This window comes from Maribacter confluentis (assembly GCF_030505015.1).
Taxonomy (GTDB): domain Bacteria; phylum Bacteroidota; class Bacteroidia; order Flavobacteriales; family Flavobacteriaceae; genus Maribacter; species Maribacter sedimenticola.
The window spans coordinates 2,899,343-2,920,781 of the sequence record NZ_JAUKUC010000001.1; the positions used below are offsets into that span (position 1 = coordinate 2,899,343).

At 38.4% G+C, this 21,439-nt stretch carries 18 protein-coding genes; all 18 read left to right on the top strand.

The features are described from left to right. The first annotated feature begins 22 nt into the window (after window positions 1–22). Window positions 23–7,153, top strand: a complete 7,131-nt coding sequence (gene sov, locus Q2T41_RS12550; protein WP_304437441.1) for a T9SS outer membrane translocon Sov/SprA — start codon at window positions 23–25, stop codon at window positions 7,151–7,153. Between the two features lie 126 nt (window positions 7,154–7,279). Beyond that, window positions 7,280–7,660, top strand: a complete 381-nt coding sequence (gcvH, locus tag Q2T41_RS12555) for a glycine cleavage system protein GcvH (protein WP_304436371.1) — start codon at window positions 7,280–7,282, stop codon at window positions 7,658–7,660. After that, the gene (locus tag Q2T41_RS12560; RefSeq protein WP_304436372.1) at window positions 7,626–8,045 is read left to right on the top strand and encodes a VanZ family protein; all 420 of its coding nucleotides are present in this window, start codon (window positions 7,626–7,628) and stop codon (window positions 8,043–8,045) included. Before gcvH ends, Q2T41_RS12560 begins: the two co-directional genes overlap by 35 nt. Before the next feature lie 62 nt (window positions 8,046–8,107). Then, complete coding sequence (locus Q2T41_RS12565; protein ID WP_304436373.1) at window positions 8,108–8,812, top strand: energy transducer TonB; 705 nt, start codon at window positions 8,108–8,110, stop codon at window positions 8,810–8,812. A gap of 256 nt (window positions 8,813–9,068) precedes the next feature. After that, window positions 9,069–9,971, top strand: coding sequence for a heme o synthase (cyoE, locus tag Q2T41_RS12570; protein WP_304437442.1), 903 nt, complete (start codon window positions 9,069–9,071; stop codon window positions 9,969–9,971). A 1-nt stretch (window position 9,972) separates the two neighbouring features. Next, the gene (locus tag Q2T41_RS12575) at window positions 9,973–10,554 is read left to right on the top strand and encodes a cytochrome c oxidase subunit 3 (RefSeq protein ID WP_089259348.1); all 582 of its coding nucleotides are present in this window, start codon (window positions 9,973–9,975) and stop codon (window positions 10,552–10,554) included. 95 nt (window positions 10,555–10,649) lie between these two features. Beyond that, entirely contained in the window at window positions 10,650–11,624 is a 975-nt protein-coding gene (locus tag Q2T41_RS12580; RefSeq protein WP_144804553.1) for a cytochrome c oxidase subunit 3, read from the top strand. A 53-nt stretch (window positions 11,625–11,677) separates the two neighbouring features. After that, window positions 11,678–12,061 (top strand): cytochrome C oxidase subunit IV family protein, encoded by a 384-nt coding sequence (locus Q2T41_RS12585; protein ID WP_089259350.1) that lies wholly within the window; start codon window positions 11,678–11,680, stop codon window positions 12,059–12,061. Between the two features lie 123 nt (window positions 12,062–12,184). Further along, window positions 12,185–12,817, top strand: coding sequence for a hypothetical protein (locus Q2T41_RS12590; protein WP_089259351.1), 633 nt, complete (start codon window positions 12,185–12,187; stop codon window positions 12,815–12,817). Then, a complete protein-coding gene (locus Q2T41_RS12595) occupies window positions 12,817–13,548 on the top strand; it encodes an SCO family protein (RefSeq protein ID WP_304436374.1) in 732 nt (243 codons plus the stop codon). Before Q2T41_RS12590 ends, Q2T41_RS12595 begins: the two co-directional genes overlap by 1 nt. 10 nt (window positions 13,549–13,558) lie before the next feature. Then, window positions 13,559–14,092: a DUF420 domain-containing protein gene (locus Q2T41_RS12600; protein ID WP_304436375.1), complete on the top strand. Its 534-nt coding sequence runs from the start codon at window positions 13,559–13,561 to the stop codon at window positions 14,090–14,092. Beyond that, entirely contained in the window at window positions 14,082–14,303 is a 222-nt protein-coding gene (locus tag Q2T41_RS12605) for a hypothetical protein (protein WP_144804559.1), read from the top strand. Before Q2T41_RS12600 ends, Q2T41_RS12605 begins: the two co-directional genes overlap by 11 nt. Window positions 14,304–14,411: 108 nt before the next feature. Further along, window positions 14,412–15,659, top strand: a complete 1,248-nt coding sequence (locus Q2T41_RS12610) for an ABC transporter permease (protein ID WP_304436376.1) — start codon at window positions 14,412–14,414, stop codon at window positions 15,657–15,659. Between the two features lie 56 nt (window positions 15,660–15,715). After that, window positions 15,716–16,972: an ABC transporter permease gene (locus Q2T41_RS12615; RefSeq protein ID WP_304437443.1), complete on the top strand. Its 1,257-nt coding sequence runs from the start codon at window positions 15,716–15,718 to the stop codon at window positions 16,970–16,972. Between the two features lie 31 nt (window positions 16,973–17,003). Then, window positions 17,004–18,122 (top strand): efflux RND transporter periplasmic adaptor subunit, encoded by a 1,119-nt coding sequence (locus Q2T41_RS12620; protein ID WP_144804564.1) that lies wholly within the window; start codon window positions 17,004–17,006, stop codon window positions 18,120–18,122. Window positions 18,123–18,215: 93 nt separating this feature from the next. After that, window positions 18,216–18,917 carry an ABC transporter ATP-binding protein gene (locus tag Q2T41_RS12625; RefSeq protein ID WP_089259358.1) on the top strand — a complete coding sequence of 234 codons (702 nt, stop codon included), beginning with the start codon at window positions 18,216–18,218 and terminating at the stop codon, window positions 18,915–18,917. Next, window positions 18,910–20,139 carry an ABC transporter permease gene (locus Q2T41_RS12630; RefSeq protein WP_089259359.1) on the top strand — a complete coding sequence of 410 codons (1,230 nt, stop codon included), beginning with the start codon at window positions 18,910–18,912 and terminating at the stop codon, window positions 20,137–20,139. Before Q2T41_RS12625 ends, Q2T41_RS12630 begins: the two co-directional genes overlap by 8 nt. A gap of 1 nt (window position 20,140) precedes the next feature. Then, window positions 20,141–21,397, top strand: a complete 1,257-nt coding sequence (locus tag Q2T41_RS12635; protein ID WP_304436377.1) for an ABC transporter permease — start codon at window positions 20,141–20,143, stop codon at window positions 21,395–21,397. Window positions 21,398–21,439: the final 42 nt, after the last annotated feature.

Sequence of the window (21,439 nt, forward strand, 5' to 3'; positions counted from 1 at the left end):
TCTTAAAACTTCTTTTAAGTATATCTTTTTATTCTTTGCGTTTTTTGGAAGCATAACCATTGCTTTTGGTCAAGAAACGGAAGAGCAGGAGATAGATTCTGTAAAAACAGGATTTGATCTAGGTCGGATCTTAATTGAGAATCCAGATAGTATTGTATCCAAATATATTTATGATCCTAAACTTGATCGTTATATTTATAATGAAAGTGTTGGCGATTTTAATATTGGCTACCCTATTATTCTGACACCGGAACAATATTTTGCCCTTATTGAAAAAGAAGGTATTAAATCTTACTTCAAGGAAAAGTCAGATGCCTATTCCGGTAAAAAAGCAGGAAGTGAAGAGGCACGTAAAAACTTGTTGCCCAATTTTTATGTAAACAATAATTTCTTTACGTCCATCTTTGGAGGTAATACCATAGAAATTATTCCGCAGGGTTCCGTTGCAATGGATCTTGGGGTCATTTGGCAGAAAAACGATAATCCTTCTTTATCCCCACGAAATAGAACCAACCTATCGTTTGATTTTGACCAGCGTATTAGCCTTAGTATGTTGGGTAAAATTGGTGAACGGCTACAGGTTAATGCCAACTATGATACGGAAGCTACGTTTGATTTCCAGAACATCGTAAAATTGGATTATACGCCAACAGAAGATGATATTATCCAATCCATTGAGGTCGGTAATGTAAATATGCCTTTAAACAGTTCGTTAATACAGGGAGCGCAAAGTCTATTTGGTGTAAAAACAAAATTACAGTTCGGTAAAACTTCGGTTACCGCCGTGTTTTCAGAGCAACGTTCACAAAACAATACCGTAGTTGCCCAAGGGGGCGGTACATTGAACGAGTTTTCATTAACGGCGCTGGACTATGATGAGAACAGGCACTTTTTCCTGGCTCATTATTTTAGGGACAATTACGATCGTGCACTGGAAACATATCCGTACATACAAAGTCAAGTACAGATTACACGTATAGAAGTTTGGGTCACGAATAGAAGCCAACAAACGCTTAATGTACGTAATGTCGTTGCCATTCAGGATTTAGGTGAGGCGGAAGCTGGGAATACCAGAATTGCACAGAATGGCGGTGGTGGCGGTTTTTTTGACGGTAGTTTAAATGTTAGGCCGCGAAACAGTGCTAATGATTATGATCCGGCACTGATCAGTAGTGGTGGCGGTGCATTGAATGAAAATATTAGGGAGATTGCAACCGTGGAGAGTGGTTTTGATATTCCCGGATATTCCGTTAACCAAGGTTTTGACTATGCCATTTTAGAGAACGCTAGAAAGTTGGAACAGGGTAGGGATTTTGAATTTAATTCACAATTGGGATATATTTCATTGAACCAACGTCTAAGTAACGATGAAGTTTTAGGAGTTGCCTTTCAATATACCTATCAGGGAGAAGTCTACCAAGTAGGGGAATTTGCCAATGGCGGACTAGAAGCCACTACCATATCTCAAGGTGCTAATCCTATTATCGAAAATAATACCTTGATCTTAAAGTTGCTAAAAAGTAATATTACCAATATCAGCGATCCTATTTGGGATTTAATGATGAAGAATATTTATGCTACGGGCGCTTTTCGTTTAAGTGAGGAAGATTTTAAATTGAATATTCTTTATTCCGACCCAACACCAAGGAATTACATAACTCCAGTAGAAGAAGGGCCAGGGTCAGGTTGGCCAGAGGGTCTTGAGGAACGTATTTTGTTAAGTGTATTTAATTTGGATAGGTTAAATGTCTATAACGATATACAGCCTGGAGGGGACGGTTTTTTTGATTTTGTACCGGGACAGACCATAGATATTCAAGGTGGCCGTATCATATTTACCAAAGTAGAGCCGTTTGGTGAATTTTTATTCCAAGAATTGGAAAACGGAAACAGTGCTAGTTATGGGGATGAAACTTCTTATAATGCCAACCAAGGGAAATACGTATTCAAGGATATGTATGAATTGACCAAGGCGGCGGCACTTCAGGATCCGGAAAAGAATAAATTTTTATTAAAAGGTAAATACAAATCAGAAGGTAGTAACGGTATTCCTATAGGGGCATTTAATGTGCCTAGGGGTTCTGTTCGTGTTACCGCAGGTGGTAGACAATTGCAGGAAGGTATTGATTATACCGTTAACTATCAGGCGGGTACGGTACAAATATTAGATCCTAGTTTAGAGGCTTCCAATGTTCCAATTAATATTTCCGTAGAAAACAATGCTGTTTTTGGTCAACAGACTAGGCGTTTTACCGGGGTAAATGTGGAACATCAATTTACGGACAAGTTTGTATTGGGGGCAACGCTGTTGAACTTGAACGAGAGACCTTTGACCCAAAAGTCCAATTTTGGTGTTGAGCCTGTAAACAATACGATCTTTGGTCTAAACGGAAACTTTTCTACCGAAGTACCCTGGTTGACCCGTATGGTGAATAAACTCCCCAATATAGATACTGATGTGCCTTCTAACGTGTCTATTCGTGCAGAAATGGCCATGTTGAAGCCTAATTCTCCAAAGAATGCAAATTTTGAAGGGGAGACCACCACATATTTGGATGATTTTGAAGGGGCGCAAGCTTTAATAGATATACGTGCCTCCTTAGGTTGGACAATTTCCAGTACACCGTTGGAGTTTGGCAACGGCGGTCAGCTTTATGGCACTTCTCCTGAAGACGCAGATAATTTACTGAACGGATACGGCAGGGCCAAATTGGCTTGGTACACCATTGATCCTATTTTCTATACCAATCAAAGACCATCAGGGATCAGTGATGACGATATTTCCATTAACCCAACACGTAGGGTATTTATAGATGAGGTTTTTCCACAAACCGATGTAGCCCAAGGACAAACACAGGTACAGGGAACATTGGATATGGTTTATTATCCAGCTACCAAGGGACCCTATAACAACAACCCAAGTTTTGAATCTGAATTACCTACCGATAAATGGGGGGGTATGATGCGTGCATTGAGCAGTACGGATTTTGAACAAAGTAATGTGGAATTTGTCCAATTCTGGGTAATGGACCCATATGTTGATGGTATCTCTACCGGTTCTGGTGAATTGGTCATCAACCTTGGTAATATTTCTGAGGATATATTACGGGATGGTAAAAAACAATACGAAAACGGTTTGCCCGGTGTAGATAGCAATGATTTTGTTGCACCTACTGCATGGGGAGAAGTACCGGCAACACAATCTTTGGTCTATGCCTTTGATGCCAGTGAACAAAACCGAAATTTACAGGATATTGGTTATGACGGATTGAACGATATTAATGAAGCCGACATCTTTACCAACAATGGGGGCGATGATCCTGCTTTGGACAATTATCGGTATTATTTAAACAGGGAAGGAAGTATTTTGGAACGTTATGTAGATTTCAACAGTCCGGATGGTAACTCACCTGTAGAGGTAACCAATACCAATAGGGGGTCTACCACCTTACCGGATGTTGAGGACATTGATCGTGACCTTACCATGAATACGGTTAATAGTTATTATGAATACCGTATTCCTATAAAACCCAATACCACGATCAATGATAAATATGTTACCGACATAAGGGAAGGAACAGCTTCTGGAAATAGAATACCTAATGGCGATGAGGTAAGTTATCGTTGGATTCAATATAAAATTCCGTTAAGTGATTTTACGGATGCCGTTGGCGGAATTACGGATTTTAGATCCATTAGTTTTATGAGGATGTATATGACCGGGTTTAATTCTCCAACCGTATTACGTTTTGCGACATTGGACCTGGTGAGGGGAGACTGGCGTACTTACACTAAAACATTACAAGATCCGGATATTGACAACAATCCTGCAGATGATGGAACTTCATTAGATGTAAATACGGTAAACATAGAAGAAAATAGCAATAGAAGCCCTATTCCTTATGTTCTGCCACCGGGCGTTGTCAGGGAGCAATTGAATAATAATAACACGATCATTCGTCAAAATGAGCAATCTCTCTCTTTACTTGTTGAAAATCTAGAGGCACAGGATGCCCGTGGTGTATTTAAGAATCTAAATATAGATATACGCCAGTATGAGCAATTGAAAATGTTCATGCATGCTGAAAAAATTGTGGATAGTGATTATGCGGATACCAGTACCCCATTGGTAGGGTTTCTCCGCATTGGTACGGATTTCTCACAGAACTATTACCAAATGGAGCTTCCGTTACAGTTTACTCCTTTTGGTTCAGTTTCCGATACGGAGATTTGGCCGGAAATCAATGAACTGACCGTTGCGCTTAGTGATTTGAACAAGGTAAAATCTTTATGGATTACAGGCGGAGAATTAAATGAAATGCGATTTTTTGAAATCGAAAACGGGGAAGTTGTTCCCGTTGATGAATTTGATGTGCGTACACCGGGTAAGGTACGTATTGGAATTAAAGGTAACCCTTCCCTAGGTAGTATAAGGAGTATTATGGTGGGGGTTAAAAATCAGGATATTTTACCGGCCAGGGGTGAGGTTTGGTTCAATGAATTACGTCTTGCAGGACTGGACAATAATGGCGGTTGGGCAGCTGTGGCTTCCGTAGATGCCAATATAGCGGATTTTGCCAATATCAGTGCAACGGGCAGTACCAGTACATCCGGTTTTGGTAGTATAGACCAAATGCCCAATGAACGTGCTCGGGAAGATGCTATATCGTATGATGTTGTCACCAATGTTAATGTAGGGCAATTGCTTCCAAAAAAATGGGGCATACAAATTCCATTCAATTACGGCATTTCAGAACAGGTAATTACACCGGAGTTTGATCCCGTTTATGATGATTTAAAGCTTGATGATCTAATAGATGCGGCACCAGATCAAGAAACCGCAGATGAAATACGGGAACAAGCAGAGGATTATACAAAAAGAACAAGTATTAATGTTATAGGTCTAAGAAAAGATCGGGGGGATGAGGCAGATGCCAATTTTTACGACATAGAAAACTTTACATTCAACTATAGCTATAATGAAACCGATCATCGCGATTTTGAGATTGCGCAGTTGCGTGACCAGAGCGTCAATACCGGTTTTGTTTATAACCATAGTTTTGAACCTGTGGAGGTCGCGCCTTTTGCCAAAAAGGATTCATTGTTTACAGGTAAGTACTTACAATGGTTAAAAGATTTGAACCTTAACTTATTGCCATCTACTATCGGCGTCAACTCAAATATTAACAGGCAGTTCAATGCGCAACGTTTTAGGGATGTTAGGGAAGAAGGTGTGGATAGGTTGGAACTTCCAGAATTACAACAACGTAATTACTTATTTAATTGGCAATATGCCATAAATTATAATTTGACCAAATCGTTAAGATTGAATTTAACGGGATCTAATAATAATATCATTAGAAATTACTTTAATGAAAATGAACCGGAAGATTCGTTCAATAGAATAGACAATACCCTAGGTCTTTGGGATGGTTTCTTTGATGTAGGGGAGCCCAACAGGCATTCTCAGCAGATGCAACTAAATTATGAGGTGCCATTTGCCAAGATTCCGGCTTTGGACTTCATAAATACCCAATATACCTATACCAGTAATTTTGATTGGCAGCGAGGCGGGGATGCGGTCAGGCAGGTAGTAGGTTCGGATATCAACACCGTCCAAAATGCTAATACACACACCATAACTTCTTCGCTAACATTGCAGAAGTTTTATGATATGATCGGGTTAAAGAAACGTTCTGCGCCAAAAGCCGCTGCTGCCGGACCAATTAGAAGGGACAAAGCGGGTGTGCCTGCTGAAGATCAAGAAAAAATTAAAGGTAAAACCAGTGATTTTTTCAATACCGTAGTAGATGTCGTTACCATGGTAAAGCGATTAAACTTGAACTATAGTGAAAACAATGGTACAGTGCTACCTGGCTATACCCAATCTGTGGGGTTCATAGGTACCGCAAGGCCTAGTGTAGGGTTTATTTTTGGTAGTCAGGCAGACGTTAGGTTTGAAGCGGCTAGAAATGGCTGGTTAACTGCGTTTCCTGAGTTTAACGAACAATTTGTACAGCGAACGAACAAGCAATTGAATATTACGGCTACCGCCCAGCCCACTAGGGATATTACAATAGATCTTGTGGCAGATAGACAGTATTCCAATAGCTATCAGGAGAATTTCAATGTAGAAGATCAAGAGTATAAGGTTCAATTGGGCAATACCTATGGCAGTTTTAGTATTTCTACTATGATGATAGGTACGGCCTTTGGAAGGAGCGATGAATTTGATTCTGCTAATTTTGAGCAGTTCAAGGAAAATAGGCTTACCATAGCCAATAGGTTGGCATTGGAGAATAATATACCCTTAAATACCAATGGCGAATTTCCTGAAGGCTATGGAAAAACACAGCAAAATGTTCTGTTGCCCGCATTTTTTGCGGCCTACACGGGTCAAGATGCCGGTCGTGTTAATTTAGATACGTTTAGGGATATACCAATTCCAAATTGGAGCATTAAGTATACCGGATTAATGAAGAACAAATGGTTTAAGAAGAAGTTCAAACGATTTTCATTGAGCCATGGGTATCGCTCCGCATATAGCATTAATTCTTTTCAAACCAATTTGGAGAAGGAGCAACTACGCAAAAATAGAATTGCCGATCCTAGTATAGCACTTACAGATCCAGAGACCGGAAACATATTGCCAGATTTAATATTGAACAATGTATTCCTTACGGATCAGTTTAACCCATTGGCACGTGTAGATTTTGAAATGAAGAATTCTATTAGCGTATTGGCTGAGGTTAGAACGGATAGGGCCATGTCGCTAAGTTTTGATAACAATTTAATGACAGAGATAAACGGTAAGGAATATACCGTAGGTTTAGGTTACCGCTTTAAGGATGTAAAATTGGTGACCAATATTGGAGGCACTAAAACTAGGTTAAAAGGAGACCTAAACCTAAAGGCAGATGTTACGCTTAGGGATAATATTACCATCATAAGAAATTTGGATATCGACAATAATCAGATTACTTCAGGACAAAATTTAATGTCGTTAAAGTTTACCGCAGACTATGCCCTTAGCAAACAATTGAATGCCTTGTTCTTTTATGACCATTCATTTTCACAGTTTGCGGTTTCAACAGCATTCCCGCAAACGACAATAAATACAGGGTTTACCATACGTTACAATTTTGGTAATTAGTAATTTGGGGACTAAATTATAGGGGTGGGTAATGCTAATTTTTCTAAGAGATATTAGCTTAATTTATTTTTTGATAACCTTGGCATAAAACTTTACATTTGCCGAAGTAAAAAATTAAATCATATAATGAACATACCAGCTGAATTAAAATATACAAAGGATCATGAGTGGGTAAAAATCGATGGTGATATTGCTACTGTTGGCATTACCGATTTTGCGCAAGGGGAACTAGGAGATATTGTATACGTGGAAGTAGATACATTAGATGAGACCTTAGATCGCGAAGCTATCTTTGGAACCGTAGAGGCCGTCAAAACCGTATCTGATCTCTTTTCGCCATTATCTGGAGAAATCGTAGAGTTTAACGAGTCTTTGGAAGACGAGCCGGAGCAAGTAAATACCGATCCTTATGGTGCAGGATGGATGGTGAAAATCAAACTTTCCGATTCAAGTGAGATTGACGATTTATTAAGTGCAGAAGCCTATAAAGAAATTATTGGTGCCTAAAGCCTTTGTTTATAAATTTTTGTTCATAAGCTGGATGATGTTCGTAACATTTTTCAGCTTATTTTCTTTTTCGGATGTAGATACCTCAACGTTCAATATTCCACATTTGGATAAAGCCATCCATTTTACATTTTATTCGGTAATGGTCATCATTTCATTCTTGGCCAAAACCAATGGTGGTGTTGTTAAGTTAGCTTCCTTTAAAGGGGTGATATACATTATGTTATTTGCAATATTGTACGGCATAGTTATTGAGGTATTTCAGCATATGGCAACAACGGATAGACATGGCGATATACTGGATGCATTGGCTAATTCATGCGGGGCCATCGTAGGAATGTTCTTCATACGGACGCGGTTTTTTACAAAGCCATCGTTAAAATGAAAATATTAGTTGCATTTTTATGGAATAATTAGTTAAATTAGCAATCACTAAATTGAATATATATGGAACCTAAAAAGAATCCTAAAGCGGATTTAACGAAGAACAGCAGCCTATACTTTGTTATTGGATTGTTCGCGGTAATGCTATTTACTTATGTAGCGTTTGAGTGGAAAACCTATGATGAGGTCAATGACTATGATATTTCTATGAACGTAGATGATTTATTGGATGAAGAGGTTCCAATGACAGAACAAATCAAAACTCCACCACCGCCACCACCACCGGCAGCGCCTGAAATTATAGAGGTTGTCGAAGATGAGGAAGAAGTTGAGGAAACGGTAATTGAATCTACTGAAACTAGTCAAGAGGAAGAGATTGTTGAGGTTGAAGACGTTGTCGTCGATGAAATCGAAGAAGACGTAGATGTTCCTTTCGCGGTTATTGAAGATGTACCTGTATTTCCTGGTTGTGAAAATGAAAGTGACAAAAGAGCTTGTTTCAATACCATGATTCAAAAGCATATCGGTAAAAACTTCCGATATCCTGAAATTGCCCAAGAAATGGGTGTACAAGGTAGGGTTAGTGTAATGTTCGTTATCCAAAAAGATGGAACTATCGGTAACGTTAGAATGCGTGGACCGGACAAAAACTTGGAACAGGAAGCTGCTAGAATTATCAACAAGCTTCCAAGAATGACACCTGGTAAGCAAAGGGGTAGAGCTGTACGTGTACCTTTTAGTATTCCGATAAATTTTAAATTACAATAGTAGAAGTTACTATTCCTAATGATATAAAAATCCCGAGTGTAGTACTCGGGATTTTTTTTTGTGCTAAGCATATATGTTTTTTCTGCTCCTATCTTTATTGTCATTTGATAAATTTGGCCTTGATGTCGTAATTTCTATTCATGTTGTTTAACTGTGAATAACTATACTTTGTTTTAAGCCGTATAGTATTAAAAAAGGGGTTATGGTTGCAGAAATATCTCTTGGGGGTTATCTTTGTAGATCTATTAATCAAATTATGAAAACGGCTGTGGGTTCGGCGAAAAATAATGTGCTAGCATTAATGTTTGCCGATTTTAAGGAAATTACCAAAGCTAGGTTAGCTATAAGTGTCGTTTTCTCTTCTATTGCAGGATATTTTTTAGGTGCGTACGAAATTCAATGGGTTCAATTATTGTTATTGGCCTTTGGTGGCTATTGTATGGTCGGGGCAAGTAATGCCTATAACCAGGTTATTGAAAAAGATTTGGATGTATTGATGAAACGCACTAGGAACAGACCTGTTCCTGCCGGTAGAATGTCGGCGAATACAGCATTGGCCATTGCAGTAGTCCTGACATTGTTAGGAGTGGTGACCCTCTATTTATTAAACCCCAAAACAGCTATGTTCGGGGCAATTTCAATCTTTCTATATACTAGTGTCTATACTCCTTTAAAGACCATTACCCCACTTGCGGTATTTGTAGGTGCCATACCTGGGGCCATACCCTTTATGTTGGGTTGGGTAGCGGCAACCAATGAATTTGGTATAGAGCCGGGAACACTTTTCATGATACAGTTTTTTTGGCAGTTTCCTCACTTTTGGGCTTTAGGATGGATGTTGGATGAGGATTATAAAAGTGGAGGATTTAAAATGCTGCCAACAGGAAAAAAGGATGCGGCTACGGTATTACAGATTATTATGTATACCATATGGATGATGGTCATTTCTGTTATTCCTGTTTTTGGTATTACGGGTAGATTGCACCTGTCTATTGCGGCGGCGGTTTTAGTATTTGTCATGGGTGCGGTAATGCTAGGGTTTGCATTTAAATTGTATAGACAAAGGGATAATGCCTCCGCAAGAAAATTAATGTTGGCAAGCGTTAGTTATATAACGTTAATGCAAATTGTATATGTAATCGATAAATTTTCAGCTTAATATGGATTTAACACAGGGTACACCGGAAGATAAAAATGCAAGGGCAAAAAAGATGATGCTTTGGTTTGGGATCGTAAGTATGATCATGAGTTTTGCTGGATGGACAAGTGCCTATATCGTAAGTAGGTCTAGGGATGATTGGGCCAGTGATGTTGATTTGCCCCAAGCATTTTTCTATAGTACCATCGTAATAATTTTAAGTAGTATCTCCTATTTTCTTGCAAAAAAATCTGTAAAGGAGGGTCAAGGAGATAGATCTAAGCTATGGTTGTGGATTACATTAGGGCTGGGCATAGTTTTTATAGTATTGCAATTTCAAGGCTTTTCGCAATTAGTGGCTAACGGGTACTATTTTACAGGTCCTACTAGTAGTATTAAAATGTCATTTGTTTTTTTAATTGCCATGGTTCATATCCTGCATTTAGTTGCCGGTATCATATCCTTATTGGTAGTTATATACAATCATAGTAAGGGCAGGTATACTTCAACTAATTATTTAGGGTTGTCATTAGGCGCAACTTTTTGGCATTTTCTAGATTTCCTATGGCTCTATTTAGTGCTATTTATGACCTTTGTAAAATAAAAAGTGGTTCAATTTAAGTTTTGGGCAAATTGCTCTTTTATATAGTTCAAAAAAATGTAAATTTGCTAAAGTTTTATTAAAACGATAATTAGTATATGAATTCTACGGTGACAACGGCAGAGGAAACAAACGTTTGGGGTGGTGGTAACCAGCCATTGGGAGCAAGCTACGGTAAATTAATGATGTGGTTTTTCCTGGTATCGGATGCTTTAACATTTTCAGGCTTTTTGGCGGCCTATGGTTTTTCAAGATTTAAATTTATTGAAACATGGCCCATTGCGGACGAGGTATTTACCCACGTTCCTTTTTTTCATGGTAACTATCCTATGATATATGTTGCCTTTATGACCTTTATTTTGATTATGTCGTCCGTTACTATGGTGTTGGCTGTGGATGCTGGTCATAAAATGAAAAAGAATGCCGTAATCTGGTATATGTTCGCTACAATTATTGGTGGTGCTATTTTCGTTGGTTCGCAAGCATGGGAATGGGGAACGTTTATAAAGGGTGATCACGGCGCGTTAGAGACCAAAGGCGGTAGAATTTTACAGTTCGTAAAGGCTGATAGTGGCGAACGTGCTGCATTAAGGGATTTTGCAGTGACTATTCCTGGTGAAAGGGTGGCACATGAAAGAAAGAACGGTATTTGGTTTTTTGATGAAGGCGAACTTCCAACCTACTCCTTAAACGAGGTGATAGAAGGTTTTAAAGCTGATCCAAATATTTTGATAAGAACTGAGTTGATCAATGAGGAAGGGGAAAAAACCCTTTTGGACAGAGAGGCGTCATTAGCCAAATTGGCAGATGCTACTATGGTCGTAGAAGGAGCCAACCTTATAAGAAATGAATATGGTAGCAGACTTTTTGCGGATTTCTTCTTCTTTATAACTGGTTTTCACGGTTTTCACGTATTTTCTGGTGTGGTGATCAATATCATTATATTCTTTAATGTTATTTTGGGTACCTACGAGAGAAGGGGGCACTATGAAATGGTTGAAAAAATTGGTCTATACTGGCACTTTGTAGATTTGGTATGGGTATTTGTATTTACCTTTTTCTACTTGGTTTAATTTAAGACAGGGCAATAGTTCTACGATAGATATATTTAAAAGATTGTATTAAAATGGCACACGGGCATAAATTGGAAATTTTTAGGGGACTTGTTAAGTTTAAGTCCAATACACAAAAGATTTGGGGAGTTTTAGCGTTTCTAACGTTAATAACTGCAGTAGAGGTTGTTTTAGGTATTATAAAGCCAGTATCCTTAACAGATACCTACTTTTTGGGAATGAAGTTAATTAACTGGATATTTATTATTCTAACCTTGGTAAAGGCTTACTATATTGCATGGGATTTTATGCACCTAAGAGATGAAAAAGCATCGCTTAGAAGAGCAATTGTCTGGACTCCTATTTTCTTGATTATTTATCTGGTCTTTATATTGCTGGTAGAAGCGGATTATATTTATAATGTTTATAAAGACGGCTTTGTTAGTTGGAATTTCTAAGGTATTATTAACAGAATTAAAAGACGGTCTTAATGCCGTCTTTTTTATTTTTGTATAGTTTCTTTTTTAAGCTGATTTTGGCAGGTACGGCAATGGATTTTATGCTAAATGCATTTATTTAATATGAAGAAGACCTTTATACTTGTTGTTTTATTTGTGCTTCCTATAGTAGCATACCTATTTTTTGCCAGTGGTGTAAATAATTTTGGCAGATTGCCTGTGCTTACTGAAAATATCAGGGAATTGAATGTTGTGGACAGTGAGGTCAAATTTAAGGACCATATCACCATATTAGGTTTTTTGGGTTCCAGTGTAGATAATAGAAAAGGAAATGCCTTCAACTTAAATCAGAAAATATATAAACGCTTTCACGAGTTTAAGGATTTTCAATTTGTAATGATGCTACCATATGGTGCGGAAGAAAAATCCAAAGAACTTAAAGAAGAACTTGCAACTTTGGCAGATGTAGAAAAATGGCATTTTGTATTTGACAGTCCCGAAAAAATCAAAGCGGTTTTTGAAAGTCTACAAACGGATATTTCATTAGGTGAAGATTTGGGTTCCCCTTATGTATTTGTCATAGATAAGGACTTGGCACTTCGTGGGCGTACGGATGATGAGGATGATGGTACCAAGTACGGTTTTAATTCTAGCTTGGTGTCGGATCTGAACAATAAAATGGTAGATGATGTCAAAATTGTATTGGCAGAATATAGACTGGCACTGAAAAAGAATAACGCAGAAAGAACCAAGTAATGAATAAGAAATATACATATGTATGGGTGTCATTGATTGTTCTTATTTTTGGAATTATCGTCATACCTCGTATTGTAGATAGAATGTCTACCGGCACTGTTGTTCAGAATGATAGGCTAAACGGTGTTATTTCAAAACAAACGGATGATTTAGGTTATATCTTGCTAAATGGAAAGAAACGTAAAGTACCTTCTTTTTCTTTTGTAAACCAAGATAGTGTTGTTGTTACGGATAGGGATTATTTGGGCAAGGTGTACGTTGTGGATTTTTTCTTTACAAGATGTCCAAGTATATGTCCTGTAATGACCACAAACCTTGTTAGTTTAGAGAACACCTTCAAAGAAAACAATGAGTTTGGTATTGCATCATTTTCTATTACACCAAAGTTTGATACCCCATCGGTTTTGAGGCAATATGCCCAAAAATATAACATTAATACCGAGGTCTGGAATTTGCTGACTGGGGATAAAGAAGCCATTTATGATTTGGCCAATGGTGGGTTCAATATTTTTGCGGCGGAAATGCCTGAGGTTCCTGGCGGGTTTGAGCATTCCGGTCTGTTTGCATTGGTTGACAAAGAGGGATATCTTCGTTCTAGGAAGGATGAATTTGGTAATCCTATTGTCTATTACAGAGGGGCAATCCTGGAACAGGAAAAAACCAATGATCATGGCGAGACAGAGGAAATAGGTATTTTAAGGACCGATATTAAAAAATTGTTACAAGAATAAACAAAAATGTATGCAAGGGAAAGTTTCAGATGAACGGAATTTTAATAGGATGATTACGGTAGTTTCCATAGTAATTCCTGTTGTGGTAGCCTTACTTTTTGGAATTAAAATACCTAATGTGGCCCCATTATCTTTTTTGCCACCTATTTATGCAGCTATAAATGGTTTAACGGCCGTTTTATTATTGGTTGCGGTATGGGCCATAAAAAATGGTAATCAAAAATTACATCAAAATTTAATGACCGTCAATATTGTGTTATCGTTACTTTTTTTGGTGATGTATATTGCATACCATATGACTTCAGATTCCACTCCATTTGGTGGTGATGGCTTAATTTCATATGTATATTACTTTATTCTCATAACCCATATCATACTTTCCATAGCATTGATTCCTTTAGTGTTGAGAACTTATGCAAAAGCTTATCTTAAAAAGTTTGAGGAACATAGGTCCTTGGCCAGATATACGTTTCCTGTTTGGTTGTATGTTGCAGTAACAGGGGTCGTAGTTTATTTAATGATATCTCCTTATTATGCGTACTAAAAAAATTATACTACTTATAATCATAGCCTTTGTATGTTTTCCTATAGATATGGATGCGCAATGTGCAATGTGTAGGGCGGTTTTGGAAAGCGAGTCTACTGGTAAGGCTGCGGAAGGTATCAATAACGGCATTGTTTATTTAATGGCGGTACCCTATGTATTGGTCGGTGGTCTGTTCTATTTCATCTATCGAAAAATGCGTACAACCTAATATGCAAATATTTTTTACCATTTAAGTGTAACAAACTTTAAATTGATTAGTCTTATAGTTGTGCAATAGCAATATTGCGCACATCAATCAATCAAACTAATCAATCATATGTTCGATCTAGAACGTTGGCAGGAAATTTTCGATACTATTCGCAAGAATAAACTGCGCACTTTCCTAACGGGTCTTTCCGTAGCTTCCGGAATCTTTATTTTGGTCATCTTATTGGGGTTTGGGCAAGGTATGCAAAATGGTATCGCCAAGGAGTTTGAACAAGATGCGGCTACCAGTGTTTGGGTGTGGCCGGGAGTTACTACAAAGGAATATAAGGGTATGAATCCTGGTAGGCGAATACAATTGCGCAATGAAAACTATGATTTTGCGGCTGTATTGCTGGCTGACAAAATTGAACATAAATCACCTCGACTATTTGTTAGAAATTCCTTTGTCAACTACGGTAAGGAATCATTGGCGTACAATGTACAAGGGGTAAGTGCCCAATTTCAGTTCATTGAGAATGAGTTTATGTCACAAGGTCGGTTTCTTAACCAGCAAGATGTAGACTTAAAATCAAAGGTTGCCATTATCAGCAATAAAATAAAGCGGGAGGTTTTTAAGGACATTGAAAGCCCTATTGGTGAAATCCTTGATGTATCCGGTATTTCTTTTAAGATTGTTGGGGTTTATGGAGATATTGGAGGAGAGCGGGAAGAGGACCGCATCTATATTCCTATAAGCACGGCACAGCAAGTTTTCAATGGGGCGGACTATATTAATAACTTGGCCTATACATTACCTCCAGCCAAGGATTTTGAGACTGCCGTGGTACAATCCATTCAATTTAAAAATGCAATAAAATCTTATCTACAACAGGCGCATACCGTTGCTCCGGATGATACCAGTGCAATACAGGTCTATAATCCTATGGAAGAGGCAAAACGTTTTTATTCCCTTATGGGGGGCATTAAGTTTTTCTTTTGGTTTGTAGGTGTCTGTACCATTATTGCGGGTATTGTGGGGGTGAGCAATATTATGCTTATAGTAGTTAAGGAAAGAACTAGGGAAATAGGCATACGAAAGGCATTGGGGGCCAAACCATGGTCCATAGTCGGTATGATATTGCATGAGGCTATTTTTATAACGGCAATAGCTGGTTTCTCTGGTCTTATTCTTAGTATGGGGCTATTGGAACTTGTAGGTCCCCATATAGAAGTTGACTATATACTCAATCCTTCCGTAGATTTTAATGTTGCATTGACTACGGTAATCGTATTGGTTGTGGCAGGTGCCATTGCAGGTTTTTTTCCTGCTTGGCGAGCGGCCAGAATCCATGTGATTGAAGCATTGCGTGATGAGTAGTATGTTAAACGCCACTGTTTGTGGTTGGATTAGTATTGGAATTAAATAAAGTAAACATGTTTAACCGAGACCGTTGGAAGGAAATTATGGAAGTCTTGTCAGGCAACGTCTTTAGAACGCTGGCAACCTCTTTTGGTGTGGGTTGGGGTGTATTTATCCTAATTATTTTATTGGCGGCCGGTAAAGGGTTGGAGAACGGTATACGGGCAGATTTTGGGGATATTGCCACCAATACGATGTTTATGTGGTCACGAAGTACCACAATGCCCTATAAAGGGTTGCCTAAAGGAAGACAATTTCAGTTTAAGGTAGAAGATGTTCAAGCTATTAGGGATAATGTGCCAAACTTACGTTTTATTTCCCCTCGTAATCAGTTAGGAGGTTTTGGTGGCGGAAATAATGTGGTAAGGGGACTTAAAATAGGGGCCTTTAATATCTATGGGGACTATCCGGAAATTATTCGCCAAGAACCCATGACCATCACATCGGGCAGATTTATTAACCAGAACGATATTGAGGACAAAAGAAAAATAGCGGTAATAGGGGACGGCGTACAAAACGAGCTTTACGATAAAGGTGAACAGGTTCTGGGAACCTATATTAAAATTCAGGGGGTCAACTTTATGGTCGTAGGTACTTATCAAAAAAAGAGCGAGGGTGGAGGTGAAGAAGGGCAAAAGGAAATTTTTGTACCGTTTACGGCTTTTTCCCAAGCCTTTAATATGGGGAATAATGTGGGTTGGATGGCCATAACAGCTCAAGATGGTAGCTCTATTAGTGATTTAAAGGAGAAAATTGTGAGTGTAGTCAAAGAAAAAAGGCGGGTACATCCAGATGATAAACGTGCTGTAGGCTATTTTGATCTCTATGAACAATTTAATAGGGTTGAGAGCCTTTTTGGGGCACTGCGGTGGGTGGCTTATTTTGTTGGAGTACTAGTCCTATTATCCGGAATTATAGGGGTGAGCAACATCATGTTGATCGTAATCAAAGAACGCACCAAGGAAATTGGTATCCGTAGGGCATTGGGAGAAGCACCTTGGTCTATTAAAAAACAGATATTGATGGAATCTATTTTCTTGACCATTATTTCCGGTATGATAGGTATTGTATTTGGCGCATCATTTATATATGGCGTGAATGCACTTTTAGATTCGGTCGGTCCCGTAGATATGTTCATAAATCCGAGTGTAAGCCTTGGGGTGGTGCTAAGTGCATTGATCATCTTGGTCTTTTCAGGATTGCTTGCAGGCTTTATACCTGCCCAAAGCGCTATAAAAATTAGGCCTATAGAGGCATTAAGAACAGAATAATTACATTGATAAAATTATAACCGATCAAAAAATGAAAAAATCAGCAACTATTGTCATTCTTTTAATTATTGTTTTGGCCTTTGGTGGGTCTATGTATTATTTGTATCAAAAAAATGCTGAGGACCCGGTTGTTTATCAGACAGAAGAACCGTCCAAGCAGACGATTATAAGAAAAACAATGGCTACCGGTAGTATTTTACCTCTAGAGGAAGTATTGATCAAACCTAATATTTCTGGGGTGATAGATGAAATATTTGTAGAGGGCGGGGATTATGTACAGTCCGGTGATTTGTTATGTACCATAAAGGTAGTGCCCAATTTAAGTGCATTGAACGATGCAAGAAACAATATTGATGAAGCCAAGATAAATTTGGATGATCAAGCAAGAAATTTGGCCCGGCAAAAAAGCCTGTTTGAGAAAGGTGTAATATCAAAGGTGGATTTAGAGAGAGCAGAAGTAACCTATAATCAGGCAAAGCAATCGTTCGCTGCCGCAAATAAGCGCTTTGATATTGTTAAGACCGGTACAACTGCCGGGTACGGTAATGCCGCAAATACGCAAATAAGGGCCACGGTAAGTGGTATGGTACTGGAAGTACCTGTGGAAGTGGGCAACCAGGTTATAGAAAGCAACAATTTTAACGAGGGCACTACTATTGCGGCTATTGCGGATGTGGACAAAATGATATTTGAAGGAAAGGTCGATGAATCCGAAGTAGGCAAGATTAAGGAAAATCTACCTTTGGAAATTACGGTTGGTGCCATTGAGGACAAAGTTTTTGATGCGGTTCTTGATTATATAGCCCCAAAGGGCAATGAAGAGAACGGCGCCATACAATTTGAAATTAAAGGGACCCTTAAAAAGCAGGATAGTGTATTCATTAGGGCCGGACTTAGCGCTAATGCCTCTATTATCCTTGCACGAGCGGACAGTGTTTTGGCCGTAAAGGAGGCATTGGTCCAATTTGACGACAAAACCAAAAAACCATTTGTGGAAATTGCTACCGGTGACCAGAAATTTGAGCGTAAGGATATTGAACTGGGCATAAGCGACGGTATTTACGTGCAAATAAATTCAGGTATCAAAGAAGGTGATAAAATTAAGGTTTGGAACGAGGTCAAGCCAGATGAATTTGCCCAAAATCAATAAATTAAAAAAAATCCAAGAATTGATGTAACAATCTTAATCTCACATAGTCTAACCTAAAGACAATGCTTAGGATTGTTCAAAACCATAACCAACATGATTCAAATTAAAGATCTTCACAAGTCCTATAAAATGGGCAAAAACTCGCTTCACGTTTTAAAAGGTATAAATTTTAACGTTGAGGAAGGTGAATTGGTAGCTATAATGGGTTCCTCCGGTTCCGGGAAATCTACGTTACTCAATATACTGGGTATGTTGGATAGTTCAGATACCGGGGAATATATTTTGGATAATGTACCTATTAAAAACTTGAATGAAACCAAGGCAGCACGCTATAGGAACAAGTTTTTAGGTTTTGTTTTTCAGTCCTTTAATTTAATTAATTATAAAAGTGCGGCGGAGAATGTAGCGCTGCCCCTGTACTACCAAAAGGTACCAAGAAAGGAACGCCAAGAAAAAGCATTGAAATATTTGGAACAAGTTGGACTAAAGGAATGGGCCTCACATTTACCCAGTGAGCTTTCCGGAGGACAAAAACAACGTGTTGCCATTGCTAGGGCATTGGCTGCAGAACCAAAGGTATTGCTTGCGGATGAGCCTACAGGAGCTTTGGATAGTAAGACCTCCTATGAGGTAATGGACCTTATCCAGAAAATTAACGATCAGGGAAATACTATTTTAATAGTTACGCATGAACCGGATATTGCAGATATGTGTAAACGTATAGTGCATTTAAAGGATGGTGTGATTATAGAGGATAAAAAAATTGAACAGGTAAGGGCAGAACAATATGTTTGATCGCGATATTTGGCAGGAAATTTATCATAGTATCAGCAATAATAAGCTACGTACATTTTTAACGGGATTTTCCGTAGGATGGGGTATTTTTATTTTAGTGATGCTGCTTGCTAGCGTTAATGGAATGCAGAACGGTTTTACCATGCAGTTCAGTGATGATGCCACTAATTCAATTTTTGTACGTACCGGTACTACATCTATGGCATATGGTGGTTTTGAGGCCGGTAGAAGAATACAGCTTACAAATGACGATATAGAATATATTAAACGCAGTTTTCCAAACGACATTGAATATATTAGCCCAAGGGTATATCAAAGTACTTCTGCTCGTTATAGAAGTGAAACCGGTAGCTATAATATACAGGCAGTTTATCCAGATCATCAAGCTATAGAGAAAACGATCGTAAATAAGGGAAGGTACATCAATACCAATGATTTGCTCAATGCCTCTAAAGTAGCGGTTATTGGAAGAAAGGTAGAGGAAGACCTATTTAAGGGAGAAGATGCTATAGGTAAATTTGTTGAGTTTAATGGCTTGCCGTTTAGGGTCATAGGTACTTTTACTGATGATGGCGACGATAATGCGGAGCGTGGAATATATGCTCCAACAAGTACTTTTCAAAAAATGTATGGGCAGACAGATCATATAGACCAGATTTCCTTAACCTATAACCCTACTTATGACCTAACCAAAGCATTGGAATTTTCTGAACGATTGGAAAGTGTATTTAAGCGCAGATTTAAGATTGCACCACAAGATCAGGCCGGATTGCGAATTTTTAATTATGCCGAAGTTTTTGAGGATATCAGCAATTTTACCGGAGGTCTTGATATTGCCGTAATTATTGTAGGTCTATTGATTTTGCTTTCGGGTATTGTGGGTATAGGCAATATAATGGTATTCATCATTAAGGAACGTACCAAGGAAATTGGAGTAAGGAAAGCCTTGGGTGCAGAACCTTGGTCTATTATAAAATTAGTGTTGTTTGAGTCTGTCTTTATAACCGCTTTGTCCGGTTTTATTGGGTTGGGAATTGCTACCGCATTACTGGCCGCAGTGGGCCCCAATATTCAATCTGGTGCATTTGCAAACCCGTCGGTAAGTATGTCCATTGTAGTCACGGCAACAATAATATTAGTGGTAGCAGGTGTCTTGGCGGGACTTATACCGGCTATGAAAGCAGCAAAGGTTAAACCAATTGTAGCGTTAAGCGATAAATAATATGTGGATTCTAGATAAAGATTTATGGTCGGAAATTTTTGCCACTTTGGGCAAGAATCTTTTTCGCACTTTTTTAACCATGCTGGGTGTAATTATCGCCATGATTATTTTGGTTTTGCTTTTAGGAGGGGCAAATGGTATGAGCAACGGATTCCAGAAAATATTTGCCGGTACGGCTTCCAACAGTCTTTTTATATGGAGCCAAAGTACTTCTGAACCTTATAAAGGTTTTGAAAGAGGTCGTAGAATTCAATTTAAATTAGAGGATGCAACCATACTCAAGGAGCAGATAGAGGAAATAGAAGTGTTGGCTCCAAGAATTGAATTAGGAAGCCACAGGGGTATAGTAACCGTGTATAGAAATGGGTTGACCAGTGGTTCATCCGTGTATGGTGATTATCCCAATATTGATGATATCATGAAGAAGAAACTTGTGGAAGGCAGGTTTTTGAACGAAAATGATATGGAAGATTTTAAAAAGGTGTGCGTTATAGGTGAGGAAACCTATAAACTTCTTTTTGATAAAGGGGAAAATGCTATTGGTGAGGATGTCAGGATAAACGGGGTGTTCTTTAATATCGTTGGTATTTACAAGCCCAACCAGAATATCAATATTGATGGTGAAAATTCGGTATATATTCCTTTTTCCACATTTCAAAAAGCATTTGGATCAGGAGATAGAATGGGTTGGATGGCAATTTCGGTAAAACCAGATGTAAAGGTACCTGTAGTAGAAAGTCAGATCAAACGATTGTTAAAAAACAAGTATGATATCAATCCAATAGATGAAAGGGCAATTGGAAGCTTTGACCTGTCTGAGGTCTTTAATAACGTAACATCGTTTACAACGGTATTGCAGGGAGTGTCATTCTTTGTAGGTATACTAACACTTCTTGCCGGGGTTATTGCGATCAGTAATATTCTTTTGATTACGGTAAAGGAACGTACAAAGGAAATTGGCATACGCCGCGCCTTGGGGGCGACCCCTAGAGTCGTAAAAAGACAGATTGTTTTGGAGTCTATAGTAATAACCGTGTTTGCAGGATTTGTAGGCTTTGCCATAGCTGTTGGGTTTTTAGCGATAGCCAATAATATGATAGGGGAAAATAGTGATATGCCCTTTTATAATCTTATAATCAGTATACCGCAGTTTATAGTATCATTCGTCTTAATGGTAGGTCTAAGTGTTTTAATAGGATTGATTCCGGCCAATAGGGCAATTAGAATAAAACCGATAGATGCATTGCGGGAAGAATAACAAACCAGAGAATAGAAAATAAATAACAATCAAATAGTTGAG